Origin of the sequence: Flavobacterium sp. FlaQc-30, assembly GCF_044005885.1 — a bacterium.
Lineage (GTDB): Bacteria > Bacteroidota > Bacteroidia > Flavobacteriales > Flavobacteriaceae > Flavobacterium.
This window is the reverse complement of record NZ_JBIPCO010000004.1, coordinates 1-20,400: the sequence shown is the minus strand read 5'-3', so window position 1 is coordinate 20,400 and position 20,400 is coordinate 1. Positions and strand designations below refer to the sequence as shown.

The 20,400-nt window shown below is 33.5% G+C and carries 11 protein-coding genes; all 11 read right to left on the bottom strand.

Annotated elements, in window-relative coordinates; translation table 11 throughout:
- Positions 1-153: 153 nt before the first annotated feature.
- Positions 154-2,268 carry an energy transducer TonB gene (locus ACHRV0_RS10290; RefSeq protein WP_395440785.1) on the bottom strand — a complete coding sequence of 705 codons (2,115 nt, stop codon included), beginning with the start codon at positions 2,266-2,268 and terminating at the stop codon, positions 154-156.
- Between the two features lie 18 nt (positions 2,269-2,286).
- Entirely contained in the window at positions 2,287-3,030 is a 744-nt protein-coding gene (gene deoC / locus ACHRV0_RS10285; RefSeq protein ID WP_395440784.1) for a deoxyribose-phosphate aldolase, read from the bottom strand.
- 115 nt (positions 3,031-3,145) lie between these two features.
- Positions 3,146-3,529 (bottom strand): VanZ family protein, encoded by a 384-nt coding sequence (locus ACHRV0_RS10280; protein WP_395440783.1) that lies wholly within the window; start codon positions 3,527-3,529, stop codon positions 3,146-3,148.
- Entirely contained in the window at positions 3,522-3,902 is a 381-nt protein-coding gene (gcvH, locus tag ACHRV0_RS10275) for a glycine cleavage system protein GcvH (protein WP_089054433.1), read from the bottom strand. Before gcvH ends, ACHRV0_RS10280 begins: the two co-directional genes overlap by 8 nt.
- A gap of 85 nt (positions 3,903-3,987) precedes the next feature.
- The gene (gene sprA, locus ACHRV0_RS10270) at positions 3,988-11,190 is read right to left on the bottom strand and encodes a cell surface protein SprA (RefSeq protein ID WP_395440782.1); all 7,203 of its coding nucleotides are present in this window, start codon (positions 11,188-11,190) and stop codon (positions 3,988-3,990) included.
- A gap of 24 nt (positions 11,191-11,214) precedes the next feature.
- Positions 11,215-11,796 (bottom strand): Holliday junction branch migration protein RuvA, encoded by a 582-nt coding sequence (ruvA, locus tag ACHRV0_RS10265; protein WP_089054431.1) that lies wholly within the window; start codon positions 11,794-11,796, stop codon positions 11,215-11,217.
- Between the two features lie 78 nt (positions 11,797-11,874).
- A complete protein-coding gene (locus ACHRV0_RS10260) occupies positions 11,875-14,166 on the bottom strand; it encodes an NADP-dependent malic enzyme (protein ID WP_129024179.1) in 2,292 nt (763 codons plus the stop codon).
- A 158-nt stretch (positions 14,167-14,324) separates the two neighbouring features.
- Positions 14,325-14,750, bottom strand: coding sequence for a CBS domain-containing protein (locus ACHRV0_RS10255; RefSeq protein ID WP_089054429.1), 426 nt, complete (start codon positions 14,748-14,750; stop codon positions 14,325-14,327).
- Between the two features lie 261 nt (positions 14,751-15,011).
- A complete protein-coding gene (locus tag ACHRV0_RS10250; RefSeq protein ID WP_395440781.1) occupies positions 15,012-17,099 on the bottom strand; it encodes an OmpA family protein in 2,088 nt (695 codons plus the stop codon).
- An 11-nt stretch (positions 17,100-17,110) separates the two neighbouring features.
- Positions 17,111-18,016 carry a type IX secretion system membrane protein PorP/SprF gene (locus ACHRV0_RS10245; protein WP_129024181.1) on the bottom strand — a complete coding sequence of 302 codons (906 nt, stop codon included), beginning with the start codon at positions 18,014-18,016 and terminating at the stop codon, positions 17,111-17,113.
- A 52-nt stretch (positions 18,017-18,068) separates the two neighbouring features.
- Positions 18,069-20,400: gliding motility-associated C-terminal domain-containing protein (locus tag ACHRV0_RS10240; RefSeq protein ID WP_395440780.1), on the bottom strand; the 2,332-nt coding region annotated here is incomplete at its 5' end.

Sequence of the window (20,400 nt, the reverse complement as noted above, 5' to 3'; positions counted from 1 at the left end):
CGTAGTGTTTGTATTTTTTTTGAGTGGTGCAAATGTACAAATTTGATTGTAGAATTTAGAACTATAAATTTAGATTTTTTTCAATAAAACTGTCCCAAATCGAGAAGTTTCAATTCTTTAACACAATTACTTCGAAAAATCTTATTAAAAATTTCAATAATCGAAGTACCAATTAAAAATATCAGAGCGCAATCCTACCGTAAACCAAGTGGTATTTTGTTTAAAAGTTGACGTAGTTTCTTTTGTTGGATCAAAATTTCTATAAATAAAATTCCCAAAAAGTTTTAAATTAGTAATTGGGTTTATTAAATAACCGCCTTGAATATCGCTAATAAAAATACTTGTTTTATTTCCCTGTCCTACTTTTACGCCAGTATTATAAGGTCTTTTTTCATCATAACCTTTATAAATATTTCCACCATAATTGTAATTGTCTTCTGCAGTGTCAAAATCTAATCCTCTTGTACCGGTTGTAATTTTGGCATCTGCAAAAATACGCCCTTTATGATAACGTGCAATTGCCGCTAGTTCTTCAAAATTACCTCCCCATTGATGCCCAATACTTTGATTATTGTGTCCGTAGTTTGTAATTACAGCACTGTGCGAGTACACATAAGGTCGAACGTGATTGTATTCTAACTGCAAAAACAGATTTTTTACTTGAAATGCATTATAATATTTGGCTCCAATTTGACTTCCAAATTTATTCTTCCAACTTTTATTTGCTGCTTTTACATCTGATACGGAAAATTCATCTATTAAAAACTGTCCGTATAAATTGATCTGATTATTCCATTTGAACTTTGACGTTATCCCTAAAAGTGCATTTCCGCTTTTTGAGGAAGATGTAAATTCAACTGTGCGATAAAAAATAATTGGGTTTACAAAATTAACATCAAATCCTCTATTATTAGAATCCGTCCAAACCACAGATTCAAAAAAGCCAAAATTTAATTTGTTTGAAACATTCCAGCTTAAGTAATGATTTGCCATAAACTTTGACGCATATGTTTTCTCGATTGTCACATCTGGGCGAACATCCTTAAGCCACATATAAGTATTGGTGTATTTTATCTTCCAAAAAGTGGTATTAATTTTAAAATAAGGATATGGACTGGCTCCATCACTTTCGAGCAAAGAACGATATCCGTCTCCAATAAAATTTCTTCCATAACCCAATTGAAAATCGAAAACTTTACTTGGTACAAAAGTTATATCAGCTTCTGCTAAAGGAAAATCGTACGCATCAGTTTTAAATCGCTTGGCAATTCCAACTCCTGGAATAATTGCAGGATTTCCTCCAGACGGTTTTATCGATTCGGCATAATCATTAAAATAACCTGCAAAACGACCTTGACTTTCAAAAACTGTTGTAGTGAAATTAATTTGCTTTCCTAATCCTCCTCTAAAATTCAACGCGCGAGTATTTACATAAGTATATGAAGCATCAATATCTGAGGCCTTTCCCATTTGCAAATCGACAATTGGATTTAATGCCAGCCAATAATCCTCTCCTTGAATCTGAACCATATTTTCATTCCAAAATTTTCTTCCTAACCAAGTCGAACCTTTTTTTTGAAGTGATTGATTTACCGCTATCAGATTATAATATTTAGACACTTCTGTATAAGTATAGGGTTTTGAAGCTGTATGATTATTAATTCCAACTTGATTGAGAGCTCCATCAAACTGCGCATAATAACTGTGTGAAAAAGGTACATTTAAATGACTTTCAAATTCAGGCATTTTGTACTTTTTATAGACTATACTATCTAATTCTGTTGTAGGTTTTTCGACTGGTCTTAAAATTTCGGCGGCAGCCAAAGCTTCTTGGGCTATTTGATCTGCATTTTTTAAAGGTATGTCAACGGAAATGGTATATTGGGAGTAAGTTGGTTTTCCGCTGTAAGTTGAAGGTTTTACTTTAGGAAATTTACTAAAAACGCGTTTGACTTCATCAGACAATAACTCATTTGCCGCATTGACATAAATTACTTTAAAACTGCCATTGGCATCAACTTCAAAAAGCACTTTAACTTCTCCTTTATAATTGTTGTGCCGAAGATTTTCGGGAACTTTAAAATTATTAAATACAAAATCCTGAACTTCTTTATAAAAGCAGTTTTCAAGATTTTTAGATTGAAGATTTTCACAATTTGAAAAAACTGGAAATTGCTCTGTGGAAAAACCGAGCTTTATTTTTGTTTCTTGTGAAAAGAGAAAATAAGGATATAAAAGAGCTACAACAAGTAAAAAAATCTTGTTCACGTAAATTTAGACTTATAATTAATACTGATTTGTAGTATTGCCACCGTCTGAAATTACTTTTGCTGCTGAAGTTCCAATACGTTTAACTCCTAAACGAATCATTTCTACTGCATCTTCATACGAACGAACGCCGCCTGCAGCTTTTACAGACAAAGGAGATGCATTTTCTAACATTATAATTACAGCAGGAATTGTTGCACCGTTTGGCAGATCATTTTCGGTTTTATAAAATCCTGTTGAAGATTTCACAAAAACGGACGCGTAATCTTCTTCATTAAAATTGGATACAACTACATTTTTTATAAGTGACGAAAGCTGAATAATTTCTTTTTCATTCAAAGCTGCGACTTCTATAATCCATTTTACGGTTTTATTATTTGCCAGCCCAATCTGAGTTCCTATTAGAACTTCTTGTTTCACTAATTCAGTATTACCATTTTTGAAAGCTTCATAATTACAAACAAAATCCAAATCGTCGGCTCCATTTTCAATTGCTTCATTGGCTTCTTTTATCTTAATTTCTAAACTTGATTTTCCTTCTGGAAAATCTATTACGGTACCAACAAGTAAAGCTGAGTTTGCTTTTACGATCATTTCTTTGGCCATACTCACAAAATTTGGCCTAATCATAATTAATTTAAACTTCTCCTGAATCGCTTCTTCAATTGCTTTTTTTACGACAATAGTATTCTCTTCTTCTGTAAGTCCGGCTTGAGAAGCTGTTTTTAAATATGTTGAATCTAAATATTGGTTAACATTCATAATTTTGAAATTAGATCGAATTCTACAAAAATACATTAAAATTCTGACAAAATAAGTTTTTACAAACCTTTATTTTAAATCATAAAAAAACCCACCGAAGTGGGTTATTATATTCTTATATTTTACTAATCTGTTTTTTAAAAGCTATCGCAGAAAAAACTGCTACGACTGCACCTAATGCATTTGCTAAAATATCTGTTACATCTGAAGCTCTGGTAACTGTTAGAATACTTTGCAAAATTTCGATTGTAATTCCGAAAAAAACGGAAAATATAAACGAAATCAAATAGGCTTTATAATCATCTGCTTCTTTGCCTTTAAGTTCCTTTTTGAAAAACAAGATCCATGAAATTGTAAATCCAAAATGAAAACAAAAGTGCACGATTTTATCTATACTCGGAAAATTGACTACAGGTATTTTGCTCGAATCTACCAAACAAAAGTATGCAATGATTCCCGAGCAAATAATCGCCCAGATTAAAAGGATTTGTTTAGGCACCTATTAATTGTTTGTATGCTTCATCAGACAATAATGATTCTATTTCCGAAGCATCTGCAATTTTTATCTTAATCATCCATCCTGCTCCGTAAGGATCAGAGTTTACTGTTTCTGGAGCGCTTTCTAAACTATCATTAAAAGCAATAATTTCTCCTGTTAAAGGCAAAAACAAATCTGAAACTGTTTTTACAGCTTCAACTGTTCCAAAAACCTCGTCTTTATCAAGTGTTTGATCTAAAGTTTCTACTTCAACATACACAATATCTCCTAACTCTTTCTGTGCGAAATGAGTAATTCCTACTGTTGCAACATCTCCTTCGATGCTAACCCATTCGTGATCTTTTGTGTACTTTAAATTTGCTGGTATGCTCATAATTGTGTGTTTGAAAATTGATAATTTAATAATTCTGCAACAAATGTAATAATCTTCTAAGAAATTCCTGTTTAGAAACCCAAATTTAATTTCCGAAATTATATCGAAGCGTGAACCCGGATCTAATATTTGTTAAAGGAAACGATGTTGAAATAACAGCCTTTGAAAATGAATGATCGTAATAAAATATTGCTGTCAAGTTTTTACTAAAAGAATAATCTGCTGTTAATTTTAACGACCAGATATTTTGTCCTGCCGCAAGCTGATTATTATCGTAATCTAAATATCGTACTAATGTTTCATTATTTCTAAATGAGAAATCGACCTTAATATTTATATCACTCTTAATAATTCCTGTTGGAGAATCTGCTAATCTTGACGAAAAAATAACGTCTTTAAAACGATATCCTAATCCAACTATATATTCTACTCCTCTAACTTCTGTCAATAAATTATTATCAAAACTCATTGATAATGCTCTGTCTTTTTTAATCTCAGAAAGCACTCGTAAAGAACTCTTCAATTCAAAATCCATTCGAATTAATGGACTAAACTGCTCAACTAAGTTAACGTTAGACATAATAATTTGATTATAGAAATTAGTATTAACGTCTTGCGTCTTAGCAGGATCATTAAAATCAAAGTTAGATCTAAACTGATTCACAGTATAAGATGCTCTATAATTATGCTGTAATGAGAAACGCTTAAACTTATCTTTAAAATACTTATAGCGCATTAATCCATTATATTTAATACTCCAGTTTGGAATTGGAAAGCTTCTAAAAATATCTGTAGATGAGCCCGAAGCGTCTCCACCTGTATATGCGGCTAAGAATGATGGCAGCAGAACGGCTTGATTGCTTTTTGTATATCCAATAGGGTATCCTTGATTGGAAACATATATTTTATAATTAGGATCTGTTTCTGCTGGAATTGGATTATTTGCATCTCCATATCTAGGAATTTCAACTCCTGCGCCATAATGTTCTTCTGCCAAACGGTTTGCAATTATTAAGCGATTATTTCTAAAATCATCAAATGCTGCAGATTGTGTTTCATTACTAGTTGAAAAAGCTGTTTTAATCAAAACTGTCGAAATAGAAAACATTCCATAAGTATAAGGCGACAACGGCAAATATTCTCTCGTTGCTGGATCAACACTAAACTGTTCTGATGAGTTTTCAGAATAGGCGCGATCCATTGCCAAATCAATTTTTAAGTCGGGAAGCAAATCAATGTTTGCTGTAACTTTTAAAAGCTTATTTGAAACTTGTGTAAAACTTTGATTGAAATCTTGGTAAGTTGTCAGCCATCCATTTTTTGCAGCTTCGTAACGAACGTCATCTTGACTACCAAATACAAAGCCTAAACTTGGTTTTGATGTTCCTAAGAAACCAATACTTGGCGTATATCCAGGTAAAACGGTACCGCTGTTTTTGGTGTAATTAATTTGAACATTTTTCACACTGGTCAACACTCCAATTAAACCATCATAAAAAGGACTGCTGCTTACAACTGGTTTTGCCGTATTAACAATTTTCTCACCTGGTTTTGGCGGTGCTGCTGTTTTAGGTTTTGCAGGAGATTTTGCACCCGGCGTTAATCCTAAATACTTATACAACATATTCATGTTTAAGGTTGTAGTAAGTGTATTAGAATTTGCGTTTTGAATTGTATTTCCTAAATCGTATATATTACCATTGGTATCTTCGTATTGCGTAAATGCTGTTGAAGCACGATTCCAACTGTAGTCTGCTGTATAAGAATAACTCGCTTTTACAAAACTAAAGATTGGAATTTTATTGATTGGAATATCATAATTCAATATTAACTGTTGAACGTGCTGATTTGGCGTACCAATGTCCCAATAATCATCCCAAATATTAAAATCTTCTTTTGGAGAGTTATCATCGTTTAAGAAATTTCGAACTATATTATTTGATGCTGCTGAGTAATTTAGTTTTAATGATTTAGTTAAGTTGAAACCAAAACCATATTGATAATTAAAGGCAAAATTTCTTCTGTATAACGGATCAAGTCCAATACCTTCAACTTCAACTAGTCTATACTGCTGACGGTTGCTTTGTCTTAAAATATTAGTATTAAAAGATATGTTTGACGGCAGATAATTAAAATTGATGTCGCTTAACATTTTCCAATAATCGCTTTTCTTCATAAACTTTGTAGTCTTGAACGGAACTACTTCTTTGGGCTGAAATGTATAAGCATAATTTACTGCTGTACTAGACTGCTCGTCTTCATAACTTTCAACTTCATAATCGTGTCTTTCGACCTGATTGTATGATTGTGAAAATGTAAAATTCTCTACATCATAAACATGAGGTTTCTGCTCTGGAGCTCTATCTTTTCTAACACCTATAAAGTTGATGCTTTTACGTTTCGTATAGTCTACAGCACGAGTTCTAATATTGTCTTTTTCAGCCTCGTTTGTCGTTTCTCTTATTAACTGATCTAACTTAATATCCTGATTAAAAGGGTCATATTCTGGCGTAATTACTTCTTCACCGATTGCATAATTAAACGGCAGGTTGATTCCCCATTTTGGAGGCAATAATTTTCCTAAATTCAAATTCGTTACAATGTTGTATTGCTGTACATCTTCACGACTGCGTTCGTTTGCTCCTTGCTCTAAAGATCCAAAACCTATTGTACTTTTTCTACCAGTTGCAGAAACAGTTGCAAAATCGGCCATATTAGTATCAACATTTAATATTGCTGCCATTCCGCCTTTATTCTCTAAATCTGCTAATCGAAGTTCATTAAACCAAACTTCTCCTTTTATATCTTTATGATCGGCCCTGCTTTTTACTCCAACCATTAAGTTTCGCACTAAACCAAAATTAGGATTTCCTTTTATACCTAACTTTAACTTGCTGTCACCATCTCCTCCACTTGATAAATCATCATCTGGATAATAAATTCCGTTAATATCACGCTTATCAGAATTGATATCAATAGACATGGCTTTAATTTTCATACTGGTCAATAAATCAAGAGCTAAGTCTATGTTATTCTCTTCCATCCAAACCAAATCTGGACTTATAGTACACGAACCTCCCGTTCTGGTAACTTTTAATGGAATTTCTACTTGATAGAAGTTTTGTGTAAAGTCATTTCCAAAACGAATGAAACCAACCATTTCATCATCTTCAAGTGTATTTTCATTTGGCAGAGATTCAGCATGTAAAAACATTTTAAGTTTTTTGTATTGACGCATATCAACACTTACGTTTTTAAAAACTGCTCTTGAATCTTGATACTGTAAACCTACACCGCCAATTCGCACTGCCAAAGATTGCTCGTTTTGATTGATAACAGTATTGTTATTATACAACTGCTCTCTTCGAACTCCGGGTGGAATTACATAATTTACTGGACACTTGGTTCCGTTTTCTTGAATATTTACTGCTGCTACATCAAACTCTACTCCATCATCGTCTGGATTTGGGTCATTTGCATCAAGGGTTCCTGTATATCTTCTCCATTCTCCTCTCACTAAATCTAAGGCTCCAAAACGCACGGTAGTCTGATTATTAAATCCAGTCATGAACATACGCATGAAACGAATAGATCTAAAATCTGTAATATTACCAATCGTGTTTTGTGGCTGAGAAACTGGAATTTTAAACTGAATCCATCTTGCTGTTGTTGTTCCTCCGTTTGGCAGCTCGACATTACTTACTTCTCTAATATCTGTAACATAATTTTGCCCTACCTGCATTCCCGGCTTTACATCAATACTATATTCATAATAAGCATTAATGGTACTCATTGTATTATCGCGATTAATATCTTCAACATCTGGAAGAGTCGTTGAACCACGATTTGGATCATTAATACTTACCGCTGAGTTTCCTTCAACTCCGTTATAGTTTTTATAACGTTCAAGAACCCCGCCATCAGTATTTAAATAATAGGTATAATCGTCTGCTGCAGGGTCAGCTTCTCCTGCATAATTTGTATAAATTGCTCCTTCTTTTGAACTTGGCAGACCGTCTAAACCAACATCTTGATTTCTTCGGTTATCTGGATTGGTGTCAAAAGCATAGATTAAAGATTGTGATGCAGGGACATCTCCCCAAAGCGGCTGCGGATTAACCATAATTTGATCTGGCCCCAATCCGTTTTCATATTGTTTTCTTCCGTCTTTCAAAACGTCTTCGGAGATTTCTCCTAAGTTGAAATATATTTTACCTGTATTAGTTCCCGGTGTTTCTCCATTTCCAACATAAGGATCCAGCACCCAAAACTGAATATACTCAACGTTTCCTTGCTCAAAATTTGTTGAATTTAAAGCTCGCATGATTCCACCAAAATTTGACGATGGATTACTTGAACTAAAATTTGGGTTATTATTATAAGGTCCTCTATCTGATGGATAGTATGTTAAATCAAGTGTATTAACTACCTGAATCTGTCCTTGAGCAATATCGGTATTTGGATATAATTCTCGGCTGTAAATTCTTCTTGTTGTATTTAAAGACAAATCATCATTTGAAATTCCTGATGGTTTTGAGGAATAAAAAATTGGATCAATGGTATACCAAGATAGTTTTGCTCTTTTATAACCGTATTCTAAAGTGTTTGAATTGGCATTAAATGTATTATCATTTATAGAATTTACAAATGGTGTTGATGCTAAACTCCATGCATAAGCAGATCGCATATCGATTGTAGTCTGTGAACCTTCAAAATCATCAACATAAATGGTTGCTTCTCCTTCAAAATCACTTGCTTTTGGTGCGTCTGGTCTTAAAAATGCAACTTCACCTCGTATAGATAAATTCGATGGCACATCCGTATCAATATTAGGCAATTTGTTTGCTAATCTTGTCAAAAAGGGAACTTCTGTTGAGTAATTTCCATTAAAACCAAAAATGGTATTATTTACTGACTCTTGACCATAACTTGATTTTTGAGTAAATGGTCTTTCGGTCATTTTTAAGTAAGTTCCTCCAACAACAAATTTATCTGAAATTTTATGCTCGACATTGAACCCCATAAATCTTCTAGTCTGCTGTCCGAAGATTGAATTGTTTTCTAATGAAACTTCTATTGGTGTGTTTGATGCCTGAAGTGAAGGATCTAAAATTTGCACTCTTCCTAGTTGGTAATCGACACTATAATCGATCCCTTCAACTAGTCTTCGTCCGGCTGCAGTAACCACAACAGATCCTTGAGGTACATTAAATGCTCCAATAGGTATTCCGTTGCTTCCTGATGATTTGTATTTTCCTCTTAATAAGAATTTATTTTTATCACTGTCTTGCAATGCTCCTGCCTGAGTGTTTTTATACATATTTCTAAAAACATACTTTTGCTGATTGGCATTATAAGTTGTTGGATCGTTATATGTTTCTCCTGCGCTGTTTTGTAATTTTTTAAAGATAAGCTCTCCAAAAGGTTCTTTTGTTGTAAAAATTACACGTCCGTTCTGAACATCGACTGTTATTCCAGGAATGTAATCAAAAAATCCATCTCCACCTGTTTGCGGATCATTATTGTAGTTTAAGCGATCTAAGTTGAAAACGTTTAATAATGGCGTTTGTTCCACTTTACTATCTGGCGCTGGATTTGGAGGAAAAGTAGTTCCTTGAACTGGTGTAATGTAGTTTATAGGCGATGGATCTGTGTAAAGGATATTTAACCTAAAATCATCTTGTTTAATTTGATAGGCCTGTGGAATCTGATAAACGTTTTTCATCATCAAATTCCAAACTGGATTTTTAACGTTTGTCAAATTACTTTTCAGCATTTTTAAAACTAAACTTTGTGTAATAATTGCCTGATTGCCATTATTGTTTCCAGTAACTACTGTTCCGTCAATACCATCACTTCCAAATTCTCCTACTTGGTACACTTTTCCACCCACTGTGTATTCAAAAGCTACTGCTAGAATTTCATCGTTTGCTAAACGCTGTTGCAACGATAAATATCCTAATTGAGGGTTAAATGTATATTCTGCCGCTGTTAATTTTCGAGCATTTTCTAATACAGAATAATCAGTGGCTTCGCTTACATTGGTGTTGTTGAATCCTGATTTTGCAGTTACGATTTCTCTAATATTAGAATTTAAATATGCTCCTGCTTGACCAATGGTCGCTGGATCATATTTATTATTGGTATTATTTGTTGGTGTATCTACAGGATTATTAAAAAATCCAGTGCTAGAACTTATTACAACAACTTCGTTATCTGGAATACCACTAATCTGGCCTTCACCTAAATCCTGAAGCGCTATAATGTTTCTTAAGTTATTATTGTTTGTGCTTATACGATTTTGTTTGTTGGTTACCCAAACTTCTAATCTTGTTATCTGTACACGACTATCAATAATTGGATAATTCCTTAGAGACGCGTCATACTTATTTCTAAAATATTGAGATAAGAAAAAGTGTCGATCGTTATCATAATCTAAAGCATATAGATCAAAGTTTTGAACTGTTCCTCCGTTTTCGGCAACGACGCTTTTTGTTTGTGATTTTTGTTCTGAAAAAACGCCTGTAATGGTTGTTTTTCCAAATTGCAACTGCGTTTTAACTCCAAACAAACTCTGCGCTCCACGAATTAAGGTACTATTTAGCGGCATGCTGACATTACCTACTTCTACTTTTTGGATGATATCATCTTCTGACGGCGTGTATGCCAGTTTAAACAAGTTTTGAAATGCAAATGTCGATTGTGTATCGTAGTTTGCATTTACCTCCAATCTAGTTCCTACTTTACCCATTAAACTCATACTGATTCGCTGATCGAAATCAAACGTAAGACTTGATCTATTACGAGGTGAGAATGAAGGATTGTCTTGTTTTGTATAACGCATACCTAAATCCATCTCAACAGATCCAGTAGGTTTTACGTCGATAGTATTACTTCCAAATACACTTTCAAAAAGGCTTGAATTAATATAGTAACGTGGCAGTAAATCTTTTTTGGCAGCTTCGCTGTTTGCTTTCTTGCCATCGATTGCATCGGATTTCTTTCTAAAATAATCTCTTCTGGATTCTTTTAAAACTAAATCTTCGTATTCTTTGGGTGTTAAAATAAGGGGATAATCAATGGAAAAACCATCGACTGATTTTGTATAAATGTAACGATCTGTAATTGGATCATATCGATAAGCTGAGAGTATACTAGGCGGATTTTCTAACTCTAATTTTCCAACAGAAAACTGAGTTTTGGTTGTATCTTGAGCCGCCGGATTTACTTGTGATCGCAAAACGTTACCACATAATAAAACCAGCAAAAAAATACAAATTTTACGCATACAATTCGTTTATCAAGATTGGGTTTACAAGCTTTTTAATGCTTTTTTAATAATCGTTTCTACGGTAGCTTCCGGATCTTCTTTTACAATCTTTTCAACTACTTTTTCTGAAGTTTTTCTAACAAATCCTAAAACTTCCAAAGCAGATAACGCTTCATCTCTATTTGTATTGTTTTGAACTACGGAAACTTCATCTAAATCGTACAACTTTAACACTTTTTCTTTTAAATCAAGTATTACTCGCTGTGCTGTTTTGTTTCCAATTCCTTTTATAGACTGGATAACACCAACGTCACCCGATGCTATGGCATTAATAATTTGTCTTGGTTCAATAGAAGACAACATTGTTCTTGCAATATTGGCTCCAATTCCTGAAACAGACAAAAGCATTCTAAATATTTCTCGCTCTGATTTTTCGACAAAACCAAATAAAGTATGCGCATCTTCTTTGATTTGAAGATGCGTATACAATTTTATAAAATCAGCATTAGGAATTAATGAAAAGGTATGCAACGATATGTTTACATGGTATCCCACTCCACCACAATCAATTACAACTTCTGTGGGATTTTTTTCAACTAATTTCCCTTGCAAATGTGCTATCATAGTATTATTTATAAGTATCAAATATAACAAAAATGCAATAAAATTAAGACAATATTATTTGACCCTTACTTTATTGTACTACTCTGCTAATTTGTTTTTTTTACTTTCTTTTTGCTGCGCGTCAATTACCGCAATTGCTGCCATGTTGACCATTTCTTCAACACTTGCTCCTAATTGAAAAATGTGAACTGGTTTACCCATTCCCATCATAATTGGCCCAATAGAGTTAACTTTATATAACTCTTTCAACAATTTGTATGTAATATTTGCTGACTCTAAGTTAGGAAAGATTAATGTATTAACTTTTTTACCTGCTAATTTAGAGAAAGGAAATTTTTCTTTAAGCATATCTGGATTTAAAGCAAAATCTGCTTGAATTTCACCATCAACAATCATGTCTGGATGATTTTTATGCAAGTAAGCAACTGCTTCTCTTACTTTTGAAGCACTTTGACTTGTTGATGATCCAAAATTCGAATAAGAAACCATTGCAATAACAGGCTCAACACCAAACATTTTTGCTGTTTTTGCTGTCATGATGGCGATGTTTACTAAATCTTCTGAACTTGGGTTGATATTTATTGCTGTATCTGACAAGAACATTGGTCCACGAGATGTAAGCATCATGTTTGCAGTCGCAACAAGTGATGCACCTGGCGCTTTTTCGATTAGCTGAAGCATTGGTTTTACAACACTTGGATAACTTCTTGAGTAACCTGTAACTACAGCATCAGCTTCTCCTTCATTAACCATCATTGCTGCAAAATAATTTCTTTCGCGCATAAACTTCTGAGCATCAAGCAATGAAACTCCTCTTCGCTCTCTTGTTTCCCAATAAGAATTTGCAAATCGATTTCGTCTTGCTTCTTCTTCATTCGTTTTAGGGTCAATAATTTCAAGATCAGCATCAAAACCTAATTCAGCTTTTAATTCTAAAATTAATTCTCTATTTCCTAATAATACTGGCGAACCAATACCGTCTTCATAAACAATTTGAGCTGCTTTTAAAACATTTAAATGATCTGCTTCTGCAAAAACAACTCGTTTAGGATTTAATTTAGCACGATTGGTAATTAAACGCACCATTTTGTTATCGTTACCCATACGTTCACGAAGCACATCTTCATAAGCTGCCCAATCTGTAATAGGTTTTTTTGCTACGCCAGATTCCATTGCTGCCTTAGCAACTGCAGGCGCTACAATAGTAATTAATCGAGGATCAAAAGGCTTAGGAATGATATATTCTTGACCAAAACCAAGCTTTGTTGCACCATAAGCTACGTTAACTTGTTCTGGAACTGGTTCTTTTGCTAAAATAGCTAAAGCTTTTACAGCCGCCATTTTCATTTCTTCATTAATTTTAGTAGCACGTACATCTAACGCTCCTCTAAAAATATATGGAAAACCTAAAACATTATTTACTTGGTTAGGAAAGTCTGAACGTCCTGTAGCCATAATAACGTCTTTTCGCGTTTGAACAGCCAAATTATAATCGATTTCCGGATTTGGATTTGCCATTGCAAACACAATCGGATTTTCTTTCATTGTCAATAACATTTCTGGTGACAGAATATCTCCTGATGATAATCCGATGAAAACATCTGCTCCATTTACTGCATCTGCTAAATCAATTTTAGGACCGTTAACTGCGTATTTTAATTGTAATTCTGAAAGTGAAGGATTGTCTTTTGTTAAAAGTCCTTTACTATTATACATTAAAATATTTTCGACTTTTACTCCTAGTAAAACATATAGATCAGTACAAGCAATTGCTGCTGATCCTGCTCCTGAAACAACCACTTTTACATCTTCGGCTTTTTTGCCTGCTAATTCAAGTGCATTGATTAAGGCTGCAGAAGAAATAATCGCAGTTCCGTGCTGATCATCATGCATTACTGGAATGTCTAATTCTTCTATTAATCTTCTTTCAATTTCGAAAGATTCTGGTGCTTTGATATCTTCAAGATTGATACCTCCAAAGGTTGGAGCAATATTTTTTACCGTTTGAATAAATTCTTCAACATTTTCGGTATCGATTTCTATATCAAAAACGTCTATATCTGAGAATATTTTAAACAATAGACCTTTCCCCTCCATTACTGGTTTTCCTGCCTCAGGGCCTATATTTCCAAGACCTAAAACAGCTGTACCATTTGAAATTACAGCTACTAAATTTCCTTTTGCGGTGTATTTATAAACGTCTTCTTTGTTTGCTGCGATTTCTAAACATGGTTCAGCAACTCCCGGCGAATAAGCCAGTGATAAGTCTCTTTGGGTTGCATATTTTTTTGTTGGAACTACTTGAATTTTTCCTGGAGTTGGCTCTGCGTGGTACAGTAATGCCTCTCTTTTTTTACTCTCTTTGTTCATTATTTTTAGCTTTTATTCTAGCTTACAAAGATATAAGTCTTAGCTTAAAAAGGTATGTTTTTACTACTTTCTTTTGTTAAAATGTTAAATTAATAACGTCAAAAAAATAGCCCATGACAAAATGGACTATTTAAAAAGTTATATTTCATAAAATTTATTTACTGTGAGATATAGGAATTTAAGTGATTAATGGTATCTTTTTGAATTTCGATAACAGCTTTTACCACATCACTGATCGAAATTATTCCTACTACAATTTCGTTTTCTAAAACTGGGAGATGCCTGATTCTCTTTGAGCTCATCAACTCCATACAATCCTCGATATTATTAGATAATTTAACCGAAAAAACATTGCTTTCCATGATTTCATGCACAAGGGTTTCTTTGGAAGATTTATCTTTTAAAACTATTTTTCGAGCATAATCCCTTTCAGATAAAATTCCTTTTAAGTCATTTCCGTCAATAACTAGGATTGCTCCTATGTTTTTTTCGCCCATTACTTTCAAAGCTTCATAAACTGTTGTTGTTGAATGTACCGAATAAACATTTTTACCTTTTGCGTTTAGTATTTGATCTACAGTCATATCTGAAAAATTTTAGATTTATAAAGTTAAAAAAAAATCGCACACTATTTACTTCTAACACTATATTTTAAAAACACAACATACTCATTTTAAACATTATACATTGTTTTATAACTTTTTAAAACTATACACTAAAGAACAAAAACATTTACGGCTCTTTTTTGCCAAAAATCAGCTTTTTTAACTTTTAAAGTATTCTCAAGAAAAAAGCCCTTTTCTAGATTTAGAAAAGGGCTTATTATATTTTAAAGAAACTTATATTTACATAGCAACTACAATAAATTCGCTGCGTCGGTTTAACTGGTGCTGTTGTTCGGTACATTTTACACCGTCTGCACATTTATTAACTAACTGTGTTTCACCATATCCTTTTGCTGTTAATCTACTGGCATCAACTCCTTTACTTATTAACCAGTCTCTTGTTGACTGGGCTCTTTTATCAGATAAAATCTGATTACTTTCAGATGAAGATCGGCTGTCTGTGTGCGATCGAATATCTAATTTTAAATTCGGATACTGATTTAAGGCTTGTACAACTTTAATTAGTGAAGCTTCGGATGATTTTTTAATTGTAGCTTTTCCTAAATCAAAAAAGTTCATCGGAATGTGAAGTAATTTTACCAAATCTGACCCGACGTTAATAGTCCCTATTTTCAAAGGTTTAATAGCCAATTTATTTACCGCTATTTTCTTAATTTCGGCTGGCTGCACATTTTTATGCAATCCAATTGGTAATTCAGTTTTACCATTTTCTTTCTTTAAAGCAATTGAAACATCTTTTCTGTTAAAACCGTCTTTGACAACTCTGATAGAATATTTCTTTCCGCATTTTACGTTTTCAAAAGCATAATTCCCTTTTTCATCTGATTCAACATTTTGCAGCGTATTGAAATTTTCATCAAACAAAATAAGAGAAGCATTTGCTAAAATTTCATTTGATTCAGCATCTGTAATTATTCCTGACAGTCCTTGTTCGCATACCAATTTTTTTATTTCTGTAAATCGATAGATATTATCTGAATCATTCATATTTTCGCGATTTGACGAAAAGAATCCATTTCTCTTTTTACTGTCGATTACAAAAGCAAAATCATCTTGTTTACTGTTTACTGGCTGTCCAACATTTTGAACTTCGTCCAGCGTTCCGTCTTCATTCATTTTTACAACATACACATCAAGACCTCCTAGTCCTGGACGTCCGTCTGAAGAAAAATACAATTCATTATCACCTGAGACAAATGGGAATGTTTCTCTTCCTTCTGTATTTATATGTGCTCCTAAATTTTCAGGTGCTCCAAAAGTTCCATCAGTATTTATGGTTACTTTGTACAAATCAGATTCTCCAAGAGTTCCAGGCATGTCTGAAGCAAAATACAACGTTTTCTCGTCTATGCTTAGAGCAGGATGTGCGGTGCTGTATTGATCACTTGTGAAAGGCAACTCCTTTATATTACCCCATTTATCACCAACCAATTCTGCTTTATAAAGTTTAAGAAGCGTTACATTCTTATTATTTTCTCCTCTTTTACCATCAATAAAGTTATTTCGGGTAAAATACATTGTGCGCCCATCTTTTGTAAACACTGGAGAAGATTCATTAAAATTTCCATGGTCTTTTTTATAGAAAAGTTTCACTTTTCCAACACTTCCATCTGGTAATAAATCTGCTGTAAAAAAAGTAGAAAAGGATTTATTTGTCCATTTAAAGTTTTTTCTAGCTATTCCGCCAGTATCCCTTGCAGAAGTAAAAACAATCTTGTTATCATAAACTACTCCTCCGTAATCTGAAAATTCAGAATTAACTCCAGCATCGGCGATTACAAAACGTCCCGAATTGGATTTAATTTCGTCTAAATAATTTTTCTCATTTCTAACTAAAGCAGCTCTATTTTGTGACGCAGCTCTGGTGTTAAATATTTCTAAGATTTGATCTGCTCTTTGATAATGTCCTACTGATTTTAGGGATTGTGCATACTTGTATAAATATTCTGGTAACTGATTTTTATTGATTCTGTAAAGTTCTCCATACCATTTTTCTGCATTTCTTAAATCGGCTGTAAAATAATAAGAGTCTGCAAGTCTTTGAAGCAGTTTTTCGTCATAATCTCCTTTTGCCATTACGCTTTTGTAGGCCTTTATAGCGTCTACATATTCATAATTGTCATATTTTTTATCTGCTTTACTTACTAGTTTTGCATATTCTTTTTTTGCTTTCTCCTCTTTTTTGGCAAGTTTAACTTCCTTGCTGCTTTTAGTTTTATTTTCTTTACTTATAAGTTTTGTCTGCGCATTTATTTGGAAAAAGAAGCATAGTAATAGAACTGAATAACCTATTTTTTTAATTTTCATTATGGCATATATTAGAAGAATCTTGGAGATATCATTTTATTATAATTATTAAAAAACTCAAAACGAAGGAATATTTCGTGAGAACCTGAATTATAGTTGTTTAACTTAGTCGTTTCACGATCATAAGCGTAACCTATATACATTCCTTCTGAGACTTGAAAACCTGCCATTGCGCTTAATGAAGCACTCCATCTATAAGCCAATCCTACGACAAACTTTTCATTAAACATAAAATTTCCTGATAAATCAACTTGTAAAGGGGCTCCTTGCACCATTTTTGTTAGAACAGCTGGTTTAAATTTGACATAATAATTAAGATCAAATACATAACCTGCCATTAAGTAATAGTTGATTTTATCTTTAAAAATTGCGACATCATTGTCATCATATCTATTTGTTTCTATGAAGTTTGGAATAGAAAAACCAACATAAGCTTTGTCTGAGTGCCAATAAACTCCTGCTCCAATATTTGGTGAGAACTTATTATTTAAGTCTTGAAACTGTGGATCTCCCTGATCTTCGGGATTAAGTTTATTTATGTCTAAATTGAATAAATTAGCTGTTGCTTTAATTCCAAACGAAAGTTTGAAGGTTTCGGATGTTGGTATTGAATATGATATATCTGTAGATAAGGTATTTTCATTTGTAGGTCCAATTTTGTCATTTACAAGCGAAACACCTATTCCGATATCGCTGTTATTTATCGGTGTGTTTAATGAAAAACTGCTGGTTTTTGGCGCACCGTCAAGCCCTATCCATTGGGTACGATATAATCCAAAAACACTCATTACTCCTCGTGAACCAGCATATGCAGGATTTACATTTATAGTATTGTACATGTATTGTGTATACTGAGCATCTTGCTGCGCAAAGCCTACAATGGAAAAGAATATAAAAATTAAGCTTAATTTTTTCATTTAAAAGAATTTAAAAAAACGGCTTAGCTCAATACTAAGCCGTTTGTAATTTTTATTTATTTAGATATAAATAACCTGAAAGTTCGTGAGGATTAGAATCGCTATCAGTATACTTAATAATATAAAAATAGGTTCCTACAGGTAATCCAGCAGTTTCACTAATGGTTGTACGTCCTTGTGAAAATCCTGTAAACACTCGATCTTCATTATTGTAACGATCAACATCAAAAACTAATACTCCCCAACGATTGTAAATCTCTACTGTATTGTTTGGATAACATTCTAATCCTTGAATGTAGAATCTTGAATTTTTAGCATCTCCATTTGGAGAGAAAGCATTAAAGACTTTTATCACACATCCTTTTAGACCTAAAACAGTTGGTTTATCATCTGTAAGGCTTGCATCATCAGAAATATCTTCAACTACAACTCCTTTTGCACTGCTTCCTTTTACACTAGCTTGATTACTCACGCTTCCGAAATTAATATCACTTTGTGTGATCTTATATTCTGCAGTAAAATTAGTGTCATTAGATTCGTTAACATCTAGATCAATTGCTTGACCAAAGACTTTAACTCCAACTAAAGGATCTGTAATCATAATTCCTTTTAATGGAACATTTCCTGTATTTGTTACCACAAATCTATATGTAATTGTTTCGCCTGCATTAGCAACTCCGTTACCATTTTCATCATTGAATACCGCTGTTTTTACAAGTGCAATTTCTGGAACTTCAACAAAAACATTTAACATTCCGGTACTACAATTAGATGAATCTGCTTTTTCGCAAACTTGATATGCAATTGCATAATTTCCTCCCGGCGTATTTGGTTTCACATTTACTGTTCCATCTGAATTAAATTCGAAATATGGACTTCTTGATATATTAGTAATTACAATATCTAGAGAACTAATTGGCTTGTCATTCAAGAAATCATTGTCTAAAACATTGATGAATTCAAGTGAACCATTTATTCCATCTGCAACACCTTGATCGTTTCCAAGAACAATTTTTGAAATTGGCGGTTCAGGATCAACGCTGTTTTCAACTGAAACTTTCACTTTTGCCTGACTGCAATTATCTGTATTTAAGACTTCACAAATTTGGTATGTCAATTCATAATCCCCAACTGGAGTTCCATCTTTTACTTCTATTGACCCATCCGCTTTTAAAATTAAATTAGGATTTGAAACTACTGTTGTTAAAATAACAGTTGAAGGATCTAATGGCAAACCATTATAAGTGTCATTTTTAAAGACATTTACGTTTGGTTTTTCTCCTTTATTAGTATCTATAGTTCCTCCATTGTCTTCATTTGCTTTTAATAACCCTGCACTAGGAGCTGAACCTGTAACAAGAACATAACTTTTGACAGTTGCACAATTTGTCGTTGGATTTAAAAATTCGCAAATTGTATATTCAACCTCATAAAGTCCTACTGGCGTTCCCGCATCTACTTTCACAGTTCCGTCCGCATTTAAAGTTAATCCTGCTGGTACACTTACACTTGTCAAGATTACTCCTCCATTACTATTTTTAATAACAACTGCAACTCCGTTTAAAAGATCATTTTTAACTAATGAATATGTCGTTCCACCAACTCTTCCATTGATTGCATCTGTAGTCTCAGTCAATGCAATGATAATTGATTTACCTACTACTATAGTTGAAGTTACTTCATCACAGTTTCCTGGATTGGTTACTTCGCAGATTTTGTACGTTACATCATAATTTCCTGCTGGAGTGTTTGCTGCAACTGTTACTGTTCCGTCTGTATTTAATGTTAAGTCTGTTGGTACTGTTACCGGGGTTACTTTTACCTCACCTGGGTTAGTACCCACTACTACTGCTGCTCCGTTTAATTTATCATTTAACGTTAAGGCTGGTGTTGTTCCGCCTGTGTAACCATTGATCGAAGCTGTCGTTTCTGCTACTGCATCGATTGTAGGCTGGCTAACTACTATAACTGAAGTTACTTCATCACAGTTTCCTGGATTGGTTACTTCGCAGATTTTGTATGTTACATCATAATTTCCTGCTGGAGTGTTTGCTGCAACTGTTACTGTTCCGTCTGTATTTAATGTTAAGCCTGTTGGTACTGTTACCGGGGTTACTTTTACCTCACCTGGGTTAGTACCCACTACTACTGCTGCTCCGTTTAATTTATCATTTAACGTTAAGGCTGGAGTTGTTCCTCCTGTGTAACCATTGATCGAAGCTGTCGTTTCTGCTACTGCATCGATTATTGGCTGGCCTACAACTACAGTAGCTGTAGCTGTATCACAGTTTGAAGGATTGGCTCCTACTTCACATAATTGGTACGTGATGCTGTAGCTTCCTGATACTGTATTTGCATCAAGAGTCAAGACTCCTTCTGAATCA

What these genes read in the sequence shown, in the direction of transcription:
- gcvH (WP_089054433.1), bottom strand. Translation starts at nt 3,902, where the DNA reads ATGAGCATACCAGCAAATTTAAAGTACACAAAAGATCACGAATGGGTT.
- ACHRV0_RS10250 (WP_395440781.1), bottom strand. Translation starts at nt 17,099, where the DNA reads ATGAAAATTAAAAAAATAGGTTATTCAGTTCTATTACTATGCTTCTTT.
- sprA (WP_395440782.1), bottom strand. Translation starts at nt 11,190, where the DNA reads ATGCGTAAAATTTGTATTTTTTTGCTGGTTTTATTATGTGGTAACGTT.
- deoC (WP_395440784.1), bottom strand. Translation starts at nt 3,030, where the DNA reads ATGAATGTTAACCAATATTTAGATTCAACATATTTAAAAACAGCTTCT.
- ACHRV0_RS10255 (WP_089054429.1), bottom strand. Translation starts at nt 14,750, where the DNA reads ATGACTGTAGATCAAATACTAAACGCAAAAGGTAAAAATGTTTATTCG.
- ACHRV0_RS10245 (WP_129024181.1), bottom strand. Translation starts at nt 18,016, where the DNA reads ATGAAAAAATTAAGCTTAATTTTTATATTCTTTTCCATTGTAGGCTTT.
- ruvA (WP_089054431.1), bottom strand. Translation starts at nt 11,796, where the DNA reads ATGATAGCACATTTGCAAGGGAAATTAGTTGAAAAAAATCCCACAGAA.
- ACHRV0_RS10260 (WP_129024179.1), bottom strand. Translation starts at nt 14,166, where the DNA reads ATGAACAAAGAGAGTAAAAAAAGAGAGGCATTACTGTACCACGCAGAG.